Source organism: Tenacibaculum piscium, assembly GCF_021390755.1.
GTDB lineage: Bacteria > Bacteroidota > Bacteroidia > Flavobacteriales > Flavobacteriaceae > Polaribacter > Polaribacter piscius.
In genome coordinates this window covers 188,546-208,980 of the sequence record NZ_JAJGWR010000004.1, presented here as the reverse complement: position 1 = coordinate 208,980, position 20,435 = coordinate 188,546, and the positions used below count along the sequence as shown (strand labels likewise).

Genomic DNA, 20,435 nt, shown 5'->3' with positions numbered 1-20,435 from the left:
TTTTAAATATTATTTTAGATGTTTTTTGTTTATTTTTTCTGATAGAACTCTTGTATCTTAAGTGCTTTTGCCTTTCCAATAGTATTTTTTAAAGCTTCAAAAGATGCTTCTTTGATTCTTTTTGTAGATTTAAATGTACGTAATAAGGTGGCAATTGTTTGCTTTCCAATCGTCGGAATTTGTTCTAATTCTGATTTTATAGCCGTTTTACTTCTTTTATTTCGATGAAGCGTAATTCCAAAGCGATGGGCTTCATTTCGTAAAAATTGAATTATTTTTAAACTTTCTGATTTTTTATCTAAATACAACGGAACAGAATCTCCAGGATAATAAATTTCTTCCAATCGTTTTGCAATACCAATAATGGCTATTTTTCCTCGCAAGCCTAAAATATCTAAACTTTTTAAGGCTGATGATAATTGTCCTTTTCCTCCATCAATAACAATAAGCTGTGGCAATGGCTCATTTTCAGCTAACAAACGTTTGTATCTACGAAAAACAACTTCTTCCATCGATGCAAAATCATCAGGACCTTCCACGGTTTTTATATTATAATGACGATAGTCTTTTTTACTTGGTTTCCCGTCTTTAAAAACCACACAAGCAGCAACAGGATGCGTTCCTTGAATATTTGAATTATCGAAACATTCAATATGACGAGGTTCATCTTGCAAACGTAAATCTCGTTGCATTTGCCTCATTATTCGATTTATATGACGCTCAGGATTGACCATTTTTAATTGCTTAAATTGCTCCATTCGATAATATTTCGCATTGCGTTGCGACAAATCAACCAATCGTTTTTTATCGCCTACTTTAGGAACAAATACATTTATTTTTTCGCCTAAATCAATATCAAAAGGCAGATAAATTTGGCTAGATATCGAATTAAATCGACGGCGTGTTTCAATAATAAATAATGTTAATAATTGTGTATCTGTTTCGGCTAATTTCTTTTTTATTTCCGTGGTGTACGATTGCACAATAGCTCCATTCATCACTTTAAAGAAATTGACATAGCCATGAGTTTCATCAGAAATAATAGAAAATACATCGACATTATTAATAGACGGATTTACAATAGTCGATTTTGATTGATAGTTTTGTAAAGAAGCTAATTTATCTTTGATTTTCTGAGCTTCTTCAAATTTCATTTCCGAAGCAAAATCGAGCATTTTTTGTTCAAATTTAGCCAGAATTTCTTTAAAATTTCCTTTTAAAATACTGCGTATCGCTTTAATTTCTTCTAAATAATTTTCTTCATCCTGATAACCTTCGCAAGCACCTTTACAATTTCCTAAATGATATTCTAAACAGACTTTATATTTATGAGTTGCTATTTTTTGTTCGCTCAAATCGTAAGAGCAAGTTCGCAACGGATAGAGTTCTTTTATCAAACTTAACAGCGACTGCACCATTTTCATATTGGTATATGGACCAAAATATTCCGAGCCATCTTTGTTGTAATTTCGGGTAGAAAATACTCTAGGAAAACGCTCTTTTTTAATACAAAGCCACGGATACGATTTATCATCTTTCAATAAAACATTGTAGCGAGGTTGGTATTTTTTTATCAGATTATTTTCTAATAATAACGCATCTGTTTCCGTATCGACCACAATATGTTCGATACGCACAATTTTTTTTACTAAAATACGCGTTTTGCCATTTTCATGCGTTTTTGTAAAATAAGAAGCAACTCGCTTCTTTAAATTTTTTGCTTTTCCGACATAAATAATCACTTCCTCTTTATCAAAATATTGATAAACTCCTGGCGAAGTAGGCAGTGTTTTTAGTTGAAGTGCTAATGAAGTTGATATTGGTAAAATCGACATACAACAAATGTATAATTTTATAAAGATACTCAAACTATATTCAAAGATATATAAGATATCTAAATTGCTATATGTACATTTACCTCCATATTTATTTACACAATTATTTATACAGTTATTTTTAGATTATTTTTAAATTATTTTCAACAAAATGTCAACACCAATCCAATTTTATAAAAAAACAATAAACTCTCTAACAAACGAATTACAACAGCTAAAAAAACAATTACGAATCACGAATATTTTACGACTTTTAGCCTTTTTACTGATTTGTTTTTCAAGTTATACGGGCTTTACCAAAAATAATTTATTTTTTATCGGTAGTTTTTTGGGTATTGTTATTTTTATATCTTTAGTCTCTAAAAATCAACGATTAAGAACACAAAAAAATCTTATTGATGCTAAATTAAAAATCAATAAAATAGAAATTGACGTTTTAAATGATGAGTTTTCCAACTTAGAAAATGGCGAAGAATTTATAAATCCAGCACATCATTTTAGCCATGATATTGACTTATTTGGTAAGGGTTCTTTTTTTCAATATATCAACAGAACAAGCACCGATACAGGAAAAAAACGACTCGCCAACAGTTTAAGTAGTAACGATATTAATACCATTCAAGAAAAACAAAAAATAGTACAAGAACTCGCTTTAAAAATAACTTGGCGACAACATTTCAACGCCCTAGCAAGTTTAATAACAATCAAAACTCCGATACCGAAAATTGTAAATTGGTTGGATTTATATCAACAAAAATTACCGTCATTTTTACGCTTATTTTCATATATATTTTCAGGGATTTCACTTGTTTTAATAGGCTTGTTATATTTTGAAATTATCCCATTTTCAATCCTGTTGATTTGGTTTTTAATTGGTATATCCATCACTGCTTTTTACATTAAAAATATTCAAGAACTTGCTGGTCAAACAAGCAATGCTAAAGAAACATTTAATCAATATTATCAGTTATTAGCACACATCGAAAATGAAGATTTCAGCAATGAAACCCTACAAAAAAAACAACAACAAATTCAGCAAGAAAACCAAAAAGCTTCCAAAATATTTAAAGATTTTTCCAAAATATTAGACGCTTTCGACCAACGTAATAATGTTATTATCGGCATTCTTGGAAACGGACTTTTTCTGATGGATATTCGCAATACCATCAAAATAGAACAATGGATTATCCGCTACAAAAATACAGTCGAACAATGGTTTAACACCGTTTCTTTTTTTGATGCACAAAATTCTTTAGCCAATCTTGTTTTTAACAAACCTGCATATATTTTTCCAAATATTATGTCAGAAAATACCGAAAAACAAGTTTTAAACGCCGTAAATTTAGGGCATCCTTTATTAGATCCAACCAAAAGAATTGACAATGATTTTGTAATCGATACTCAAGATTTTTTTATTGTTACAGGAGCCAATATGGCAGGAAAAAGTACCTTTTTAAGAAGTATTTCTTTGGCGATTGTAATGTCGAACGTTGGTTTGCCGATTTGTGCCGAAAAAGCAAGATATACTCCGATAAAATTAATTACCAGCATGCGAACTTCCGATTCGTTAAATGATGATGAATCGTATTTTTATGCGGAATTAAAACGATTGAAATTTATCGTAAATGAAATTAAAACCGAAAAATATTTTATCATTTTAGATGAAATTTTAAAAGGAACCAATAGCCAAGATAAAGCTAGCGGTTCTAAAAAATTCGTTGAAAAATTAAACAATTCAACAGCTACTGGAATTATCGCCACACACGATGTGAGTTTGTGTGATTTATCAGAACAATACAACAGTATTCACAACTATTATTTTGATGCCGAAATTATCGACGATGAATTACATTTCGATTATAAAATGAAAAATGGTATCTGTAAAAATATGAACGCTTCTTTTTTATTGAAGAAAATGGAAATTATTTAAAATTGAATGATAAACATCAGTAATGTATAAGCCTCTTTTTACCTAAAAATACACTGTACTGATTCTATGAACTAGATATTCTTACACATAAAGTTATAATATAAATTGATTATTTTATTTACATTTGAGTAAAATTAAAACAATGAGTGGTTTAGAAGAGCAATCAAAATTTATGTTTTACACTTCTGAAAATGAAGTAACTAATATTAAAGTTATCCTTGGCGAAGACACTGTTTGGGTTAATCAATTAGGAATGGCTGAAATATTTGATACAACTAAGCAAGTCATCAGTTACCATTTAAATAATATATATAAAGAAGCTGAATTAAATAAATTCGCAACTGTCAAAGAAATTTTGACAGTTCAAAAAGAAGGAAACAGAAACGTTCAGAGAAATATTGAATTTTATAATTTAGATGCAATAATATCTGTAGGATATAGAGTTAATTCAAATAAAGCTACACGATTTAGAGTTTGGGCTACTAGTGTTTTGAAAGAATATTTAGTAAAAGGATTTGTATTAGACGATGACAGATTAAAACAAGGAAAAAACTTATTTGATAAAGATTATTTTGATGAATTAATTGAACGTATAAGAGAGATACGAGCTTCTGAAAGACGTTTTTACCAAAAAATAACAGATATATATGCTACTGCAATTGATTACGATACAGCATCACCTATAACAAAAACATTTTTTGCTACAGTTCAAAATAAATTAGAATTTGCTATAACAAAACATACAGCTCCTGAATTAATTAAATTACGAGCAAGTTCTGAAAAACCCAATATGGGATTAACAAGTTGGAAAAATGAAAAAAAGGGAGGTAAAATCTTAAAAACAGATGTTAGAGTTGCTAAAAATTATTTAGAAAAAGAAGAGATAACGGAACTAAATAGAATTGTAACAATGTATCTTGATTATGCTGAAAATCAAGCAGAAAAAGGCAGAAAAATGTCTATGAAAGATTGGGTTGATAAATTAGATGCTTTTTTAGTATTTAATGAGTATAATATTCTGAAAGATGCAGGAAAAGTTAAAACAATAGTAGCTAAAAAATTTGCAGAAGAAGAATATAAAAAATTTAGAATACTACAAGATAATGAATATGAATCAGATTTTGATAAATTAGTATCAAAAACGAAAAAAGGAAAAATATCAGAATAATATTTTATTTAAGTTAAACTGTTTACAACAATCGTAACCGTTACTCAACTCATTAAAAACACTTTTGTTAATTTTTAAACAGGCTCTAAAACCTTTCTTTCAATAAAAAAACATCAATATAAAACTATCATAAATAGCATAAAACAATTGAATCCGTAAAGCGTATCTTTGTACTATGGATACACTTATCGATACTTTTGGCAGACAAATTAACTATCTTCGATTGGCAGTTACCGATCGCTGTAACCTTCGCTGTCAGTACTGTATGCCCGCACACGGAATTGATATTGTTGCTCGAAAAGAGCTTTTAAGCTACAAAGAAATGTACCGAATTATTCGAGTACTTACCGAACTTGGCGTTCGTAAAGTTCGATTAACAGGAGGCGAACCTTTTGCACGTAAAGACTTTATGTCTTTTTTAGAAATGCTGTCTTATAATGATTTATTGGACGAAATAAACATTACTACAAACGGTGTATTGATTGGTAAACATATCGAAACCTTAGAAAAATTAGATAAAGTAAAAACCATTAATTTAAGTATTGATAGTTTAGATACCGATAAATTTGCAAAAATTACACGTCGTGATGTGTTTACAGAAGTGTATAAAACTTTTGAAGTATTAGCAAAAAGTAGTCTTCATTTAAAATTAAATGTGGTGATACAATCGGGGGTTAACACCAATGAAATTAACGATTTTGTAGGATTAACAAAAGATAAAAATATCGCAGTTCGATTTATTGAAGAAATGCCTTTTAACGGAAAAGGACAACGAAATATTCAAGAAAACTGGAATTATAACAAAATTTTAGCAGAAATAAAATCAGGATACAGGCTTGAGAATATGATTTCAGAAAAATCATCGACTTCCCGTAATTTTACCATTGAAAATCATCAAGGAAAAAAACATGTAGGAACAGTTGGTATTATTCCTGCTTTTACACGCACTATTTGCAACGATTGTAATCGCATCAGAATTACCTCAACAGGAACTTTTAAAAATTGTTTATTTGATGATGGTGTTTTTAACTTGCGTGATTTTATCAGAAATGGTGCTTCTAATAACGATTTAAAAGAACTTTTTTTATCATTAATAAAAGAAAAACCTGAAAATGGTTTTATCGCAGAGGCAAACAGAAAAAAAGGTGCTGTTTCCGAAAGTATGAGTACTATTGGTGGATAAACTTTAGAAGAATTAAAAGCAAGAAGTTTTAACTCCTTGCTTTTTTGCTATTTTACTATTTTGATGTTAGCATATAAATTTCATGATGTATTCTTATCATGTATTTTTATTTATTTTTGTCATGTATTTTTGTCGGAATATTATCATTCCAAACAGTTAGAATATCAGTAGCGACACTTGCTCCACTACCAGCTGCAATAGCAAACTGACTTCGCCAACCCGCTAGGGTTCCGCAAACATATAATCCTTTTTTTATCAAATGATTAAAATTACGCAATTGGATTCTATCTTTCATAACATTGGCTCGGCTGTGAGGCTCTATATATTGTGCTAAACCAGCTATTTCAAAAGGTTTTGAATAATTTAAAGCGATAACCACTTTTTTACTATAATAATCGCCTTTATTGGTGCTAATCTTATAAATATTCTCTTGATTATCAGCATCTAAAACTGCCAATACTTTTTCATTTTCAATTTGAAACACCTCAGGATATTGACTTTTTAACTGTGCTTTTCCTTGAATTAAAATATCACTTCCTAAAGTTTCAGCAGGCAATCCTAAGACATTGTTAAACAATGCATCTTGTAAATGAGATGTTTTTTGATGCATGATTATTCCTATTTTTTTATCTATTGCATAGGATTTTTTATGCGCTGAACCCAATACCAACGCACATTGCATACCCGAAACGCCTCCTCCGATTATTAATACATCAAAAATCATATTAAAAATTATATTAAAAAATTAAGCTAATAATACTTTTATATTTTCAGCGAATAATCGAACCGCAATGGCTAATAAAATTACACCAAAAATCTTTCTAATAATTTTAATTCCGTTGTTTCCGATAAGTTTTTCAATTTTTACGGATGTTTTTAATACAATGTAAATAAGTATAACATTTAGTAAAACGGCTACAATAATATTTTCGATATTAAATTCTGCTCGCAAAGACAGTAAAGTTGTTAAACTTCCTGGTCCTGCAATTAAAGGAAAAGCAAGCGGAAAAACAGTCGCTGTTAAAGTTTCATCTTCATCTTCTTTATATAAAGTAATTCCTAAAATCATTTCTAAGGCGATAAAAAACAGAATAAATGCCCCTGCAACAGCAAAAGAATGTACATCTACGCCAATAACACTTAACAACTGTTTTCCTACAAATAAAAATAAAATCATAATGGCCCCTGCTATAATGGAGGCTTTTTCTGATTGAATATGTCCTACTTTTTTTCGTAGGTCGATAATAATAGGAATATTTCCAATAATATCAATTACTGCAAACAGTACCATAAAGGCGGTAAAAATTTCTTTGATGTTAAAATTCATAATATTTTGTTTTTCAGGCGCAATATTAGATAAAGTAATGTTACAATCTAGTATTTTTGCATTTAAATTTTATGTGAAGTTATTGTTAACTTCCAACTTAAACTATTTTTATGTTCCAATTAGGAAAAACACTTGTTTCTGAAAGTATTATAGATACTGACTTTGTTTGTAATATTTCCGCCTGTAAAGGTGCTTGTTGTATTGATGGAGATGCTGGCGCACCCTTAGAAAAAGAGGAAACAACGATTTTAGAGGATATTTATCCTCAAATCAAGCCTTTTTTACGAAAAGAAGGGATTAAGGCTATTGAAGAACAAGGTACTTGGGTTACTGGTGATTTTGGAGAGTTAGAAACGCCTTTAATTAATGGTGCTGATTGTGCCTATGTTATTTTTGATGAGAAAAACACCGCTCTGTGTGCTATTGAAGAGGCATATAATCAAGGAATTGTGACTTGGAAAAAGCCTGTTTCCTGTCATTTATATCCTGTTCGTATTAAAGAATATAGTGAGTTTTCGGCTGTAAATTATGATAAATGGGATATTTGTGATGATGCTTGTTCTTTAGGCAAGGAATTACAAGTACCTGTGTATAAGTTTGTAAAACAAGCCTTGATTCGAAAATTTGGTCAAAACTGGTATGATGAATTGGAAGAAGTAGCACAGAATAGACAGAAATAGTAAAAAAATAAAGTCTATTTTTATAAACTTTCATGAATTTTCATAAAAAATGATGCTTTTAAATTTTTAAGGATTGTTTTTTATGAAAATATTTTATAAAACCATCAAATTACAGCCACGAATATCGGAATTATCAAAGCGACCAATAATTTCAAAGCTAGTATCAGGATATACCTTTCCCAAATCTTGCGTAGCAATAAAAGAACACGAATTATAATTAGCTAAATCAATAATATTAATTCCTCCTGCTTTTGCTTTGGGTAGTATTGTTAAAGCATCTTCGGTATCGCGCGTAAGTACACGCATCCAATTGGGGCAGTTAAAAACACCATTTCCTTTTGAATATGCTTGACTTAATAATTCAGTCATTCCATATTCAGAATGAATTTCTGATACACCAAAACCTGTTTTTAAAAGATCATGCAATTCATTTCTAATCAGTTCTTTTCGTTTACCTTTCATGCCACCTGTTTCCATAATGATGGTGTTTTTAAGCTGAAATTGTTGTTTTTCAACTAAATCTAATAAGGCAAATGAAACGCCAATAAGCAATACTTTTTGTCCTTTTTTATCTAATTCGATTAGTTTTTTAGCTAATTCGTCTAAATTATTCAAATAAAAACCACTTTCGGGTTGCTCCGATTTTTTAATTAAATCATCGACCATATACACTAATGAAGAACCTGTTCGTTCTAAATAATTTGGCAATAATGCCAATACTACATATTGTTGAATATCACCATAAAAAAAGTCAAAAGCTTTTGAATAACTGTTTTCATACCAAGATAAATCAGTAATAAAATGTTTACTTGTACTGCTTCCCGTAGTTCCTGAACTAGTAAATGTTTCTTGAATTGTATCTAAAGAAGAAATTATTTCTTTGGATTTAAAAAATTGAATGGGTAAAAAAGGAATTTGTTCAATATTTTTAACATCAGTATAATATATGTTTAATAAATCACAGAATGACCTGTAGGTTTTATTATGTTTAAATTGATGTTTAAAAATATGAAGGGTTACTTGAATAAATTCCTGCTCTGATTGTATGTTAAAAACCTGTTGTTTCATAAAGTTTTACAAAAATAAGGGTTATAACAGTAGTATGATATCGTTGTACTGTTTTTTTTTGTAAAATTTAAGATTTATAAAAAAGCAAAGCACTGTTACAAAACAGTAATAGTACAATAATAATTAAGATGCTTTTTTAGAAAACATGGTAAACATATTATCAAACTTAGGTTCAAAAAGGAAATCAAAAACAATTTCTGAAATCTTTTTATCCTTCTCTGGATCTTGTTCATCAATACTATCGGTATTCAATACAAGCTCAACAGATGGTACAGATTCAACAGCTTGTGTCTTTTCAACAACGGCTATTTTTGGTGCTATTTCTTCTTGAATCAATCCAATACCTAGTATCGTTTGATATTCTTGCTGTCCTATTTTTAAAATAGACGCAACTTTTGCGTCTATTTTAAAAGTAGATAAATCTAATGGCTTATATGGCATCGTTTAACTGAGTTTTATACTTGTTAAGTAATGTTTTTGTAATAGCAATATTTGCTCTAGCTGAATCAATTGCTAAATAGATAAAATATCCTCCTGTAGGAGCAATATTGATAATATGGATTTGATCTGTTAAGGTAATCGTAATGTCTTTAACTTCTTCTTTTAAGCCTAAAGCATTAATTGCTTTTAACTTAGCATTTACAACTTCTAAGTTATAAGCAGAAGCTAATGCTACATCGAAATCAGCTTTTGCTGAATCAGATACTAAAGCTTCTCCTGATTCCATTTCTGTTACACTTAAAGCGATATAACCTGGAATATTTTTACTTACGTTTGCTACTAAATCATTTAAAATTTCTGTCATTGCGGTATTTTTTAGTTGTTATTAATTTATTTTTGCTCTTTTGCTGTCTTTTGTAAAGACAGACTAATCAAACTCCTATTCATCACACCATCAGATAGGACACATAAAATATGGTCATCGTCACATTTTCTGATGTAAAAATTCTGTTCTGCTGTTTTTATAATAATTTCAGTAAGGGGTTCGATTGATAAAACATCAGTAAAAAAATTATCAATAATATTAATAACAACTTTTGTAACCGCTGAAAAGTCTTCAGGATTTTCATAAGAAATTTTACTGTAAGCTTCTACAATTTTCCCTTCTTTATTAATTAGGAGTATTGCTTTAGATTTCGTACTCTCGTACAACTCTTTTAAATTCATAAAAAATTTTATATTAGATCTAAAAAAAAATACTGTGAAGGGTTGTGTAAGAAGTGTACATCTTACGCTACAAAAGTATCAAATAAATTAAAAACAACAACTTTTTAAGGCTTTTTTTTTAACAAAAAAATAACATTAGCATATTTTAATTAAAAGATAAGCGAAGATGTTATTTTTATTGATTAACAGTGTTTTATTTGATAAAATCAACCTATATTATACTTTTTTTTTAAATATATTTCACGCTCTTTTAAACACGATTTTAATATTTTTAAACATAATTTATATTTCTGTTTAAAAAATTAGATTTATTTTTTTTTTATCAACCAAATTAGCAGTTTTAAACGTACTTAAAATTAACTTATTTACGAATGTCAAAAATACTAAAGTTCAAGATTTTAGACCGCTGTTTCAACTCTTAAAAATTAGTTAATTTTTAAACTAATTTCATAAGAAAAACACAATAAATCATTAGAAAACAACTCCTTTTTAAAGTTTTTAATTACTTAAGTTAAAGAATTGTTAATTATATGCTTAACTACGTTTTTTATCATGATAAAAAAATCTTCAAAAAGATATTTTAGCAAACACTCTTATACTCTTTAACATTCTATTATTTAATTATTACCTATCTCGAAAACGATTCTTTAAAAAAAAATTTTCATCAAAAAATAAAAGAATAACGAGACAAGAAAAACAAATGTTTAATATTTAACAAAAATACTACTTTTTGTTAAATTTACAATGTCTAAAATTAGTTGTATTTTCGTGATTCAATTTAAACAACTTAAATTTAAAAGCAAAATGGCAGATTTCGGAATCAAAGAAGCGTTAGCACAATTAGGCGTAAAAGATATTAATAATGGAACTTCTACAGGTGCTGTAAATTTCTCTACTGGAGAACTTATTGAAAGTTATTCACCTGTTGATGGTAAATTAATCGGAAAAGTAAAAGCGACGACCAAAGAAGATTACGAAAAAGTAATGGAAGCGGCTACAAAGGCATATAAGTCTTTCAGACATATGCCAGCGCCACAAAGAGGTGAAATTGTACGTCAGTTTGGTAATAAATTAAGAGAATTAAAAGAACCATTAGGAAAGTTAGTTTCTTACGAAATGGGGAAATCGTTACAAGAAGGATACGGAGAAGTTCAAGAAATGATTGATATCTGTGATTTTGCTGTTGGATTATCACGTCAATTAAACGGACAAACAATTCCTTCGGAACGTCCAGGACACGTAATGAGAGAACAATGGCACCCAATTGGTGTTGTTGGTATTATTTCTGCATTTAACTTTCCTGTGGCTGTTTGGGCTTGGAATACTGCTTTAGCGTGGATTTGTGGTGATGTTTGTGTTTGGAAAGGTTCTGAAAAAGCACCTTTATGTTCAATCGCATGTCAAAATATTATTGCTGATGTTTTAAAAGAAAATAACTTACCAGAAGGAATTTCTTCTATTATCAATGGAGATTATAAAGTTGGTGAAATGATGACTACTGATACTCGTATTCCTTTAGTTTCTGCTACAGGATCTACCAGAATGGGACGTATTGTTGGAGCAACTGTTGCACAACGTTTCGGAAAATCATTATTAGAATTAGGCGGAAACAATGCGATTATCATCACGCCAACTGCCGATTTAAAAGTAGTCGTTCCTGGTGCTGTATTCGGAGCTGTTGGAACTTGTGGACAACGTTGTACTTCTACTCGTAGATTAATTATTCATGAATCAGTATATGACAAAGTAAGAGATGCCATTGTTGGTGCTTACGGGCAATTAACCATTGGAAATCCTTTAGATGAAACAAATCATATTGGGCCGTTAATTGACAAAGATTCGGTAAATACGTATTTAGCTGCTATTGAAAAAGCAAAAGCGGAAGGTGGAAACGTATTAGTTGAAGGAGGTGTTTTAGAAGGTGAAGGGTACGAAAGCGGATGTTACGTAAAACCAGCCATTATTGAAGCTGAAAATCATTTTGAAATAGTGCAACATGAAACTTTTGCTCCTATTTTATATTTAATGAAATATTCAGGAGAAGTTGAAAATGCTATTGAAAAACAAAATGGTGTTGCTCAAGGATTATCATCAGCAATTATGACGAATGAATTAAAAGAAGCTGAAAAGTTTTTATCATACGCTGGTTCTGATTGTGGTATTGCAAATGTAAACATCGGAACTTCTGGTGCTGAAATTGGAGGTGCTTTTGGTGGTGAAAAAGAAACTGGTGGCGGACGTGAGTCTGGTTCTGATGCTTGGAAAGTATATATGAGACGTCAAACAAATACGATAAATTATTCTGATGAATTGCCGTTAGCACAAGGAATTAAATTTGATTTATAAGCCTTATAACAGTATAAAAATTTAATCCAAGGTTAACAAAATAGCAATTAAAAGTTAACAAATAGTTTCCTAAAGGTTAACAAATAGCTTCTTTAAGGTTAATTTAGCGTTAAATAAATGTTAAAAACATGAAAGTTACATCGAAAGATGTGACTTTTTTTGTTATTTTGCATCAAATAGATAGCACATAGTAGTACGTTTTATTTTTCGAAAATCCATAAATAAATAAAAATCAAGTGATTATAACGGAAATACAACGAACACTTTAAATACCCATTTTACCAAACAAAAATAAAGCTCCAATTCTTCTCCAGTAGCTTTAGGTAAATTTGAAAACTAAAGCTGATTCAGTAAAAAAATTAGTAGCTTACTTTAAAAATCTCTAAGAGTATTTAAGAGCTCCAAGAAAAATTATTGCTATCAGAAAAAAATACTACATCATTATTTTTTGAAATGCTTTCTTATCAGAAAAAAAGCATCAAAAAATAACAATACGAACCCTTAAAAAAATAATACTATGATTTTATCAATAACAACAATAACATTTTGGCTTATTCCAGTACTCATAATAATGAGCATTTATAGCATTTTTAAATATCAATTAAGCTTGTTATCTGAGCATCAAAATAAAAATAACGATGCCTCAGATGAAAACTTAAACGAAAACCTAGTAACCGCTCAAAATATACTTGCCAAAAGAGTTAAAGAAAATGATTTGAAAATTGTCGCAGGAATTAATCCGAAAATTGAAGGATTATTTCATGCTTTTGGAATTGAAACTTGGGAAGATTTAGGAGAAACTTCTGTAGAAAAATGTCAGAAAATTTTGAAAAGTGTCGGAAACCGTTATAAAATTCTAAAACCTAAAACATGGCCTAAACAAGCAAAATTAGCACATCAAGGTAAATGGGAAGAATTACAACAATGGCAAGGTGAATTAACCGCTCAAAAATAAAAAACAACTAAAAACCCCGTTATAAACAACGGGGTTTTAATGTATAAAAAATACTTTTTAATCAGTAATTTTAGTTCTTTTTAAGACAAAAAAATATTGAAAATTAGTAATTTTACAAAACATAAAAAATACCCCCATGAAAAATAGTTATATTTTAATAATAGCAATGACACTCTCTTTAATCGGATGTAAAGAAGTTTCTAAAAAAAACAATGAAGACACGCTTACAAAACAACCTAAAACAGATGTTGAAAAACCGCTAAATAATGATGAAATTTCAAAAAAAATAATAGCATCAAACGGAACATATACCGGATTACTTCCTTGTGCTAGTTGCCCTGGAATCGTAAGTACTGTATTTCTTAAAAAAGATGGTACTTTTGAAAAAAATGATTTTTATCTAGATAGTAAAGATGGATATTTTACCGAAAAAGGAACCTTCTCTTTTACTAAAAAGAACAATGTCATTTTAAAAACAGCTACCGAAAGTATGTCGTATGCACTGGAAGAAAATACACTTACTTTATTAGGAATGGATGGAGAAAAAAGTAGCAGTGCCGTATCAGAAATGTATAAATTAACCAAAATGAGTACTAATAAAGTTAATTTTTCAGCAGAACCCGTAAAAGGATTGCTTATTTTTGGACACGAAGTAGCCTCTTTTCAACCTTGTGGTTCGGTAAAAACATATTGGATTAACGATGTAACAAATGGTGATTTAACCAAAATTTATAACCAAAAAACAAGTCAAAAACAAACAGCCTATACTCCAGTAATAGCGGAATTAATCTTAAAAAATACTCAAAAAACAGCCGAAGGTTTTGCAGAAGCATACGACGGAATTCTAGAAGTATTAGAAATAAAATCCGTAGAAAATATTAGCCCAGAAAATTATTGTAACTAAGTAATAGTTGGCTCATTTTTACTACGAAAGTAAAGCATCATAGGCTTTTGAAGAAATCTAAAAAATTCTTTAAAAGCCTATTTTTTTGAAACTATTTGATACTGTTTGATGCTCTTTTCAACTGTTTTTGGTGATGTTTTACCTTGCGTAACACCCGCATTACTTCTTTATACTTAATATATGTGGTTTTATCTTTTAAAGATTTAAAGTATTTTTTTGCTTTTTTTAATTGATTAGGTGCTTCTAAAAAGCCATGTAAAGAACAAATTAAATAAGAAGTTGGTAATTTATAAATGGCTTCTTTTTCGCTTGTAGTAAGTAGTTTGTTTTGCAGAATTTTTAAAAGTAATTGGTTATTTTTATCGTAAATATGTTTAAGAATCGTGCTGTTATAAAGAGGTGGTTTAAATAAAAAATTAGTGGTAATAATATATTTTCCATTGTCTTTAAAATGAATACTTGTTTGCTCTAATGGATACTGTTTTTCCGTTTTATCAATCCCCAAAGCAATGTATTCGGTAATGATAAATGACTGCTCATTATAACGAATTTGAACCGCATCTAAGGATGAAAAAAATAATCGAACCTGTTCATTTATCAATTCAATATCCACACGTGTGTAAAATAATTGATGATGAATCATCTTCTTTTTTCCTGCCCAACAAAGCACAAATTGCTCCTTAAAAACCTTATATTGTGGGTGATATTTAGGCTCATGATTATTTATAAAATCAAAAACACCAGCAAGCGTTAATTCAATATTATTACTCGCATTTTTTTGAATCGCTTTCACAATATCCGCATTATTTGTCGCTCTTATTCTTGCATTTTTTGTTTTGAAAATAGGAATATCAACAGAGACATCAAAAGGAACAGAATTACTACCTTGTCGATAAAAACCTGTATTTTTAAGATATTTCCAACTATTTTTAAGTAAAAAACTCTTTCTATTATTAGGAAAAATAGTTACTAATCCAAGAACCTTATGACGTTGCAACCGAGGAAAAGCAACATTTTCATACGTTATTTTAGGCGGGTTTTTTAAATAAGCATTTACTAAATTTTGAATTTTACTATCATCATAAAAATCAACCCCGATAATTTTATTTTCCTCATCTTCAACCCCAATAACAATGTATGAATTATTCGTAGGATTCGAATTTGATAACGCACATACCAATTTTATAAACTTCGCTTTTCCTTCTTTTGAAGCCAAGGATATTTCTTGCTTTTTATCATAAAACGTATTTTCATCATTATGAGCAAGTAAATTTTTAATCAAAAGACGTTTGTTTATCAAAAGATAATTTTTGCCTAAAGATACTTAAAACAACATGCGATTTTTAAGAAAAAAGCAAGCTTAACATTAAAATTATTTACAAATAATTTAGAAGCTTTAAAAAAACATTCAAATTTTAGGAGCTACTAATTTCGCTCAAAATTGATTAGTTTTGCAATAATATTGCGAAAATTTTCCTGAAAAAGAGATTTCTTTTAAGTGCATAAAAAAATAATGTTAGATAAATTATACAATCATCGTTTTGAGTTTTTCTTTTTTAGTCAATTATCTATTTTATTTGGTTCGTTAATTGTTCCACAAACTTTTTTTGACGAACGCTTATCACCTATTTTATTTTTAATTAATTTATCGGCAGGTATTTTATTGATTTCTAAAAAGAAAATATTGCTACGTTTTTTCATCTTTTTATTGATTATTGCCTCCCTTGTTTTTGGTTCAGATTTAATAAATCCTTCTCAAAAAGTAGTATTTCCGTACATTCGAGTTATTAGTTATTTTCTGTTTTACGTAGTGGTCACCTATGAAATGATTAAACAAGTATGGCGCGCCGTTGAAATTAATAAGAATGTAATTTTAGGACTTATCAGTGGTTATATTTCCTTAGGATTAATCGGTTTTTTTATTTGTTTAAGTATTGAAATAACAACTCCTGGGGCCTTTCATTTTACGCAAACAAGTTTTGTGAATCAATCGGAACTTATTTTTGAAAATTTAATGTATTTTAGTTACATAACCTTACTGACTATCGGCTATGGCGATGTGTATCCTGTAGGTAGATTGGCACATAAAACAGCTATTTTAATCGGTTTGATGGGACAGATTTATTTGGTTATCATCACCGCAATTGTGGTGGGAAAATACATCAACCAAGTATCGACTAAAAATAAGTAATACTTTTTTTCATATTATTTACTCCAATTTTTCGTGAGCTTCTAAATCTTTGGTTAAGTCTAATTTTCGCAAAGTAGGATTTAAAATTCCTGTGGTAATAACTGTGATTAATGTCATGGTTCCACCAAAAACAACAGCAGTTACCGTTCCCATTAATTTAGCAGTTACGCCACTTTCAAAAGCGCCTAATTCGTTAGAAGACCCTACAAACATCGAGTTTACCGAAGCCACGCGTCCACGCATATTATCGGGCGTTTTTAGTTGCAAAATAGTTTGACGAATCACCATCGAAACGCCATCGGTAACGCCACTGAAAAATAAAGCAACAATTGATATCCAAAAAATACTAGACAATCCGAAGACGATAATACAAATTCCGAAGCCAAAAATTGCCGCTAATAATTTCATTCCTGCATTTTTACTAATCGGAATATATGCCGTTATTAACATCGTTAAAAAAGCGCCGATTGCAGGCGCAGCACGTAAAGCGCCAAATCCTTCTGGTCCTACTTTTAAAATATCCTGTGCATAAATAGGCAATAAAGCGATAGCACCTCCAAATAATACCGAAATCATATCTAAAGTAATCGCGCCTAAAATGGCTTTTGTTTTAAACACGAAATTAATTCCTTCCTGTAAACTTTTTAAGATTGGTTCGCCAATTTTAGGGTTTAAAATAGGTTTTCTATCGATAAAAAACACCATCAAAAATGAAAATAAAACCAAGCCAAAAACAATGCAAAGCGACCAATGAACTCCCATCCAAGAAATAGTAAAACCTGCAAAAGCGGGTCCTAAAACCGAAGCCATTTGCCAAGTAGAACTACTCCAAGTAGCCGCATTTGGATATAATTTTTTAGGAACTATTAAAGCAATTAATGAAAATATCGTTGGTCCAAAGAACGAGCGTAAAAGTCCGCCAAAGAATACTAAGCCGTAAATGGCATATAAAACCGTATTTTGTTGCCAACCTTCCACAAAACTAGGAAGCGTTAAAAAAAACAAGCCCAAACTTATCAACGAAAAAATACCGATACAAAGTGCGAGTAAATTTCTTTTTTCTTTCTGATCGACAATATGCCCTGCAAATAACGCCATCGAAACAGCAGGAATTACTTCCATTAAACCAATTATCCCTAATGATAAAGGATTTTTAGTAATGCTATATACTTGCCATTCTATAATGATAAATTGCATCGACCAGCCAAAAACCAACGCAAAACGCACTAAAAGAAAGATATTAAATTCTTTAATTCTTAACGAAGCATACGGATCTTTTTGCTGATTTTTCAGCTGATTTTCAGACAGTTTTTTGGACATTTTTAGCTATTTTATATACACTATTAATTCAATTTCAAATCCATTAAAATAGCAAACGTTTCGTTTACATCTTCTTCTTTTACAACAATCGTCATTTCATGCGTGGTAGAAATTATTTCTTGTACCGCAATATTTGCCCAGGCAAATTGCTTCAAAATAAAATAATAAATACCCGATTGTTCTAAATTGTTTTTAGGAAGTTTAATGGTTATCGAGGCTAAATCGTTTACATTATGAATTAACGTTTCTCGTTTAAAAATTTCCTCAACATAGGTACGCAAATTTTTACTCGTTACAATGTTTGTTTCAAAAATTCCTTGAGAAACGGTTAAAAAATAATCATTACTATCGGCTGATTTGCTTAATATTTTGGCAATTTCTTTTAATAATGAAGACGTATTTTTAAAAGTAAAATCACACAAATCGGAACGTACAATAACATCACCTAAATCGAGGGCTAATTTTTTAATATTTTTACGTACTCGCAATTCATTGGCTGGCGATAATCTATTTATTGCCATCATTACAGCACCAACTTTTATTTCTTTTTTAAGTAATTTTGATACTTCTGGCAAAATTTCTCTAGCTAAAGAAGACACGTTTATTAATTTTTCATGCAAGGCTTCTTCAATAAAAGGTGTCTTTCTGATGGTAATTTCTACAGCTTCCTGAATTGTTTTCATTTTTAATATATTTACTGTTTAATTTTAAACAAAAGTAACTGAAATTAAACTAGTAATTCTCTTATATTTTTTTAAACTTTAAAAAAAATGAGCCATATTTAGAGTACTGTGAATTAATTTAACTTATCTGTTAATTTTAAAAATTCATCTTTTGCTTCTTTTTTATCATATAGAACATTGTAAACAGCTTCAATAATTGGTGTTTTTGCTCCATTTTTCTGATTGATTTCAAAGGCACTTTTAGTCGCATAATACCCTTCGGCAACCATACTCATTTCTAGCATTGCAGATTTTACCGTGTACCCTTTTCCAATCATATTTCCAAACATTCTGTTTCTGCTAAAAGTAGAATATCCTGTAACTAATAAATCGCCTAAATACGCAGAGTCATTAATATTTCGTTTCATTTTGTGCACTTTTTTGATAAAGCGTTTCATTTCACGAATACCGTTACTCATTAATACTGCCTGAAAATTATCACCATATCCTAAACCATGAGCAATACCTGCGGCGATGGCATAAATATTTTTTAACATGGCAGCATATTCTGTACCTACAATATCGTCTGAAATTTTAGTTTTTATATAACGACTGGCAATACATTTGCTTAAAAATTGTGCTTTTTCTTGATCTTGACACGCAATTGTTAAGTATGATAAACGCTCCATCGCTACTTCTTCAGCATGACAAGGACCTGTAAGAACTCCAATATTTTCATACGGAATATCAAATGTTTGATGAAAATGTTCGCCAACAATTAAGCCTGTTTCGGGTACAATGCCTTTAATAGCGGAAAAAATTATTTTATCTTTTAAAGATGCTGTTAATTTTTCTAATTCTGAATTTAAAAATGCAGAAGGAATTGCAAAAATTAAAAGGTCATAATTTTCAACGATGTAATTCATATCGTCAGACAAATCTAACTGTTCGGTATTAAATTCTGCGGAACTTAAATAATTAGGATTGTGTTTATTACGTTTTATGTGTTCAACAGCATACGCACTTCGCATATACCAACCAATGGTTGCTAAGTTTTCTGATAGCATTTTTACAATTGCCGTTGCCCAGCTTCCACCGCCTAAAACGGCTATTTTAGTTTGCTTATTCATATCGTAGTTTGATTAAGGGGCTAAATTAATGAATCTATGTGCTTCTAGTAAAAGTTATGAGTATTATATTTGATTTTTGAAGAATTAAGAATTTTAATAAAAAACATGAACATACAAATCATCAACAAGTCGAAACATCAAACACCAGCTTATGAAAGCCAAGGTGCTGCAGGGATGGATTTACGTGCCAATTTAAATGAACCTGTGGTTTTAAAACCGTTGGAAAGAGCCATTATAAAAACAGGTTTATTCATCGCATTACCTGTAGGTTTTGAAGCACAAGTACGCCCAAGAAGCGGGTTGGCAGCTAAAAAAGGAGTGACTGTATTAAATGCTCCAGGTACTATTGATGCTGATTATCGTGGTGAAATTGGCGTTATTTTAGTGAATTTATCTAACCAAGATTTTACTGTAAATGATGGTGAACGTATTGCACAATTAATCATTGCAAAACACGAACGTGCAACCTGGCAAGAAGTAACAGTTTTAGACGAAACCGAACGTGGCGAAAATGGTTTTGGTAGTACTGGTGTTTAATAAAGTCTGATAAAAAAATAAAAACCTGCTTT

The 20,435-nt window shown here is 29.9% G+C and carries 20 protein-coding genes; 9 read left to right on the top strand and 11 right to left on the bottom strand.

Annotation, left to right across the window (positions count from 1 at the left end; translation table 11 throughout):
- Window positions 1-29: 29 nt before the first annotated feature.
- Entirely contained in the window at window positions 30-1,835 is a 1,806-nt protein-coding gene (uvrC, locus tag L0U72_RS08790) for an excinuclease ABC subunit UvrC (protein WP_233898913.1), read from the bottom strand.
- Between the two features lie 151 nt (window positions 1,836-1,986).
- Here uvrC and L0U72_RS08785 point away from each other — a divergent pair, with 151 nt between their 5' ends.
- The 3 genes from L0U72_RS08785 to moaA all read left to right on the top strand — a co-directional run bounded on the left by L0U72_RS08785 (window position 1,987) and on the right by moaA (window position 6,116).
- Window positions 1,987-3,765 carry a MutS-related protein gene (locus L0U72_RS08785; protein WP_233898912.1) on the top strand — a complete coding sequence of 593 codons (1,779 nt, stop codon included), beginning with the start codon at window positions 1,987-1,989 and terminating at the stop codon, window positions 3,763-3,765.
- A 142-nt stretch (window positions 3,766-3,907) separates the two neighbouring features.
- A complete protein-coding gene (locus L0U72_RS08780) occupies window positions 3,908-4,933 on the top strand; it encodes a virulence RhuM family protein (protein WP_233898911.1) in 1,026 nt (341 codons plus the stop codon).
- Window positions 4,934-5,108: 175 nt separating this feature from the next.
- Window positions 5,109-6,116, top strand: coding sequence for a GTP 3',8-cyclase MoaA (moaA, locus tag L0U72_RS08775; RefSeq protein ID WP_193699924.1), 1,008 nt, complete (start codon window positions 5,109-5,111; stop codon window positions 6,114-6,116).
- Between the two features lie 106 nt (window positions 6,117-6,222).
- On the opposite strand, the gene L0U72_RS08770 is transcribed toward moaA, so the two are convergent.
- A complete protein-coding gene (locus L0U72_RS08770; protein WP_101918495.1) occupies window positions 6,223-6,840 on the bottom strand; it encodes an NAD(P)/FAD-dependent oxidoreductase in 618 nt (205 codons plus the stop codon).
- Between the two features lie 21 nt (window positions 6,841-6,861).
- A complete protein-coding gene (locus tag L0U72_RS08765) occupies window positions 6,862-7,443 on the bottom strand; it encodes a MarC family protein (protein WP_101918496.1) in 582 nt (193 codons plus the stop codon).
- 110 nt (window positions 7,444-7,553) lie between these two features.
- Here L0U72_RS08765 and L0U72_RS08760 point away from each other — a divergent pair, with 110 nt between their 5' ends.
- Window positions 7,554-8,123, top strand: coding sequence for a DUF3109 family protein (locus L0U72_RS08760; protein ID WP_101918497.1), 570 nt, complete (start codon window positions 7,554-7,556; stop codon window positions 8,121-8,123).
- 93 nt (window positions 8,124-8,216) lie between these two features.
- Here the strand turns inward: L0U72_RS08760 and L0U72_RS08755 are convergent, their stop codons facing one another.
- The 4 genes from L0U72_RS08755 to L0U72_RS08740 form a co-directional block, all read right to left on the bottom strand.
- Window positions 8,217-9,191, bottom strand: a complete 975-nt coding sequence (locus tag L0U72_RS08755) for a LuxE/PaaK family acyltransferase (protein WP_233883176.1) — start codon at window positions 9,189-9,191, stop codon at window positions 8,217-8,219.
- 123 nt (window positions 9,192-9,314) lie between these two features.
- Window positions 9,315-9,632 carry a hypothetical protein gene (locus L0U72_RS08750; RefSeq protein WP_101918499.1) on the bottom strand — a complete coding sequence of 106 codons (318 nt, stop codon included), beginning with the start codon at window positions 9,630-9,632 and terminating at the stop codon, window positions 9,315-9,317.
- A complete protein-coding gene (locus L0U72_RS08745; RefSeq protein ID WP_101918500.1) occupies window positions 9,622-9,996 on the bottom strand; it encodes a hypothetical protein in 375 nt (124 codons plus the stop codon). Before L0U72_RS08745 ends, L0U72_RS08750 begins: the two co-directional genes overlap by 11 nt.
- A gap of 26 nt (window positions 9,997-10,022) precedes the next feature.
- Window positions 10,023-10,358: a roadblock/LC7 domain-containing protein gene (locus L0U72_RS08740; RefSeq protein ID WP_101918501.1), complete on the bottom strand. Its 336-nt coding sequence runs from the start codon at window positions 10,356-10,358 to the stop codon at window positions 10,023-10,025.
- 804 nt (window positions 10,359-11,162) lie between these two features.
- Here L0U72_RS08740 and amaB point away from each other — a divergent pair.
- From amaB to L0U72_RS08725, 3 genes are all read left to right on the top strand, one after another.
- On the top strand, window positions 11,163-12,704 hold the full coding sequence (gene amaB, locus L0U72_RS08735) for an L-piperidine-6-carboxylate dehydrogenase (RefSeq protein WP_101918666.1): 1,542 nt from the start codon (window positions 11,163-11,165) through the stop codon (window positions 12,702-12,704).
- A gap of 517 nt (window positions 12,705-13,221) precedes the next feature.
- A complete protein-coding gene (locus L0U72_RS08730) occupies window positions 13,222-13,659 on the top strand; it encodes a hypothetical protein (RefSeq protein WP_145993243.1) in 438 nt (145 codons plus the stop codon).
- Between the two features lie 136 nt (window positions 13,660-13,795).
- Window positions 13,796-14,563 (top strand): copper resistance protein NlpE, encoded by a 768-nt coding sequence (locus tag L0U72_RS08725; RefSeq protein ID WP_233883181.1) that lies wholly within the window; start codon window positions 13,796-13,798, stop codon window positions 14,561-14,563.
- A gap of 91 nt (window positions 14,564-14,654) precedes the next feature.
- Here L0U72_RS08725 and L0U72_RS08720 read toward each other — a convergent pair whose 3' ends face one another.
- Window positions 14,655-15,845 (bottom strand): ATP-binding protein, encoded by a 1,191-nt coding sequence (locus tag L0U72_RS08720; protein WP_317173920.1) that lies wholly within the window; start codon window positions 15,843-15,845, stop codon window positions 14,655-14,657.
- A gap of 231 nt (window positions 15,846-16,076) precedes the next feature.
- On the opposite strand from L0U72_RS08720, the gene L0U72_RS08715 reads away from it, so the two are divergent.
- The gene (locus tag L0U72_RS08715; RefSeq protein WP_101918505.1) at window positions 16,077-16,754 is read left to right on the top strand and encodes an ion channel; all 678 of its coding nucleotides are present in this window, start codon (window positions 16,077-16,079) and stop codon (window positions 16,752-16,754) included.
- 18 nt (window positions 16,755-16,772) lie between these two features.
- Here L0U72_RS08715 and L0U72_RS08710 read toward each other — a convergent pair whose 3' ends face one another.
- The 3 genes from L0U72_RS08710 to L0U72_RS08700 all read right to left on the bottom strand — a co-directional run bounded on the left by L0U72_RS08710 (window position 16,773) and on the right by L0U72_RS08700 (window position 19,866).
- Window positions 16,773-18,074 (bottom strand): MFS transporter, encoded by a 1,302-nt coding sequence (locus L0U72_RS08710; protein ID WP_233898910.1) that lies wholly within the window; start codon window positions 18,072-18,074, stop codon window positions 16,773-16,775.
- Between the two features lie 23 nt (window positions 18,075-18,097).
- A complete protein-coding gene (locus tag L0U72_RS08705; RefSeq protein ID WP_101918507.1) occupies window positions 18,098-18,757 on the bottom strand; it encodes a hypothetical protein in 660 nt (219 codons plus the stop codon).
- 113 nt (window positions 18,758-18,870) lie between these two features.
- Entirely contained in the window at window positions 18,871-19,866 is a 996-nt protein-coding gene (locus L0U72_RS08700; protein ID WP_233883187.1) for an NAD(P)H-dependent glycerol-3-phosphate dehydrogenase, read from the bottom strand.
- A gap of 105 nt (window positions 19,867-19,971) precedes the next feature.
- Here L0U72_RS08700 and dut point away from each other — a divergent pair, with 105 nt between their 5' ends.
- Window positions 19,972-20,403, top strand: coding sequence for a dUTP diphosphatase (dut, locus tag L0U72_RS08695; protein ID WP_233898909.1), 432 nt, complete (start codon window positions 19,972-19,974; stop codon window positions 20,401-20,403).
- Window positions 20,404-20,435 lie beyond the last annotated feature (32 nt).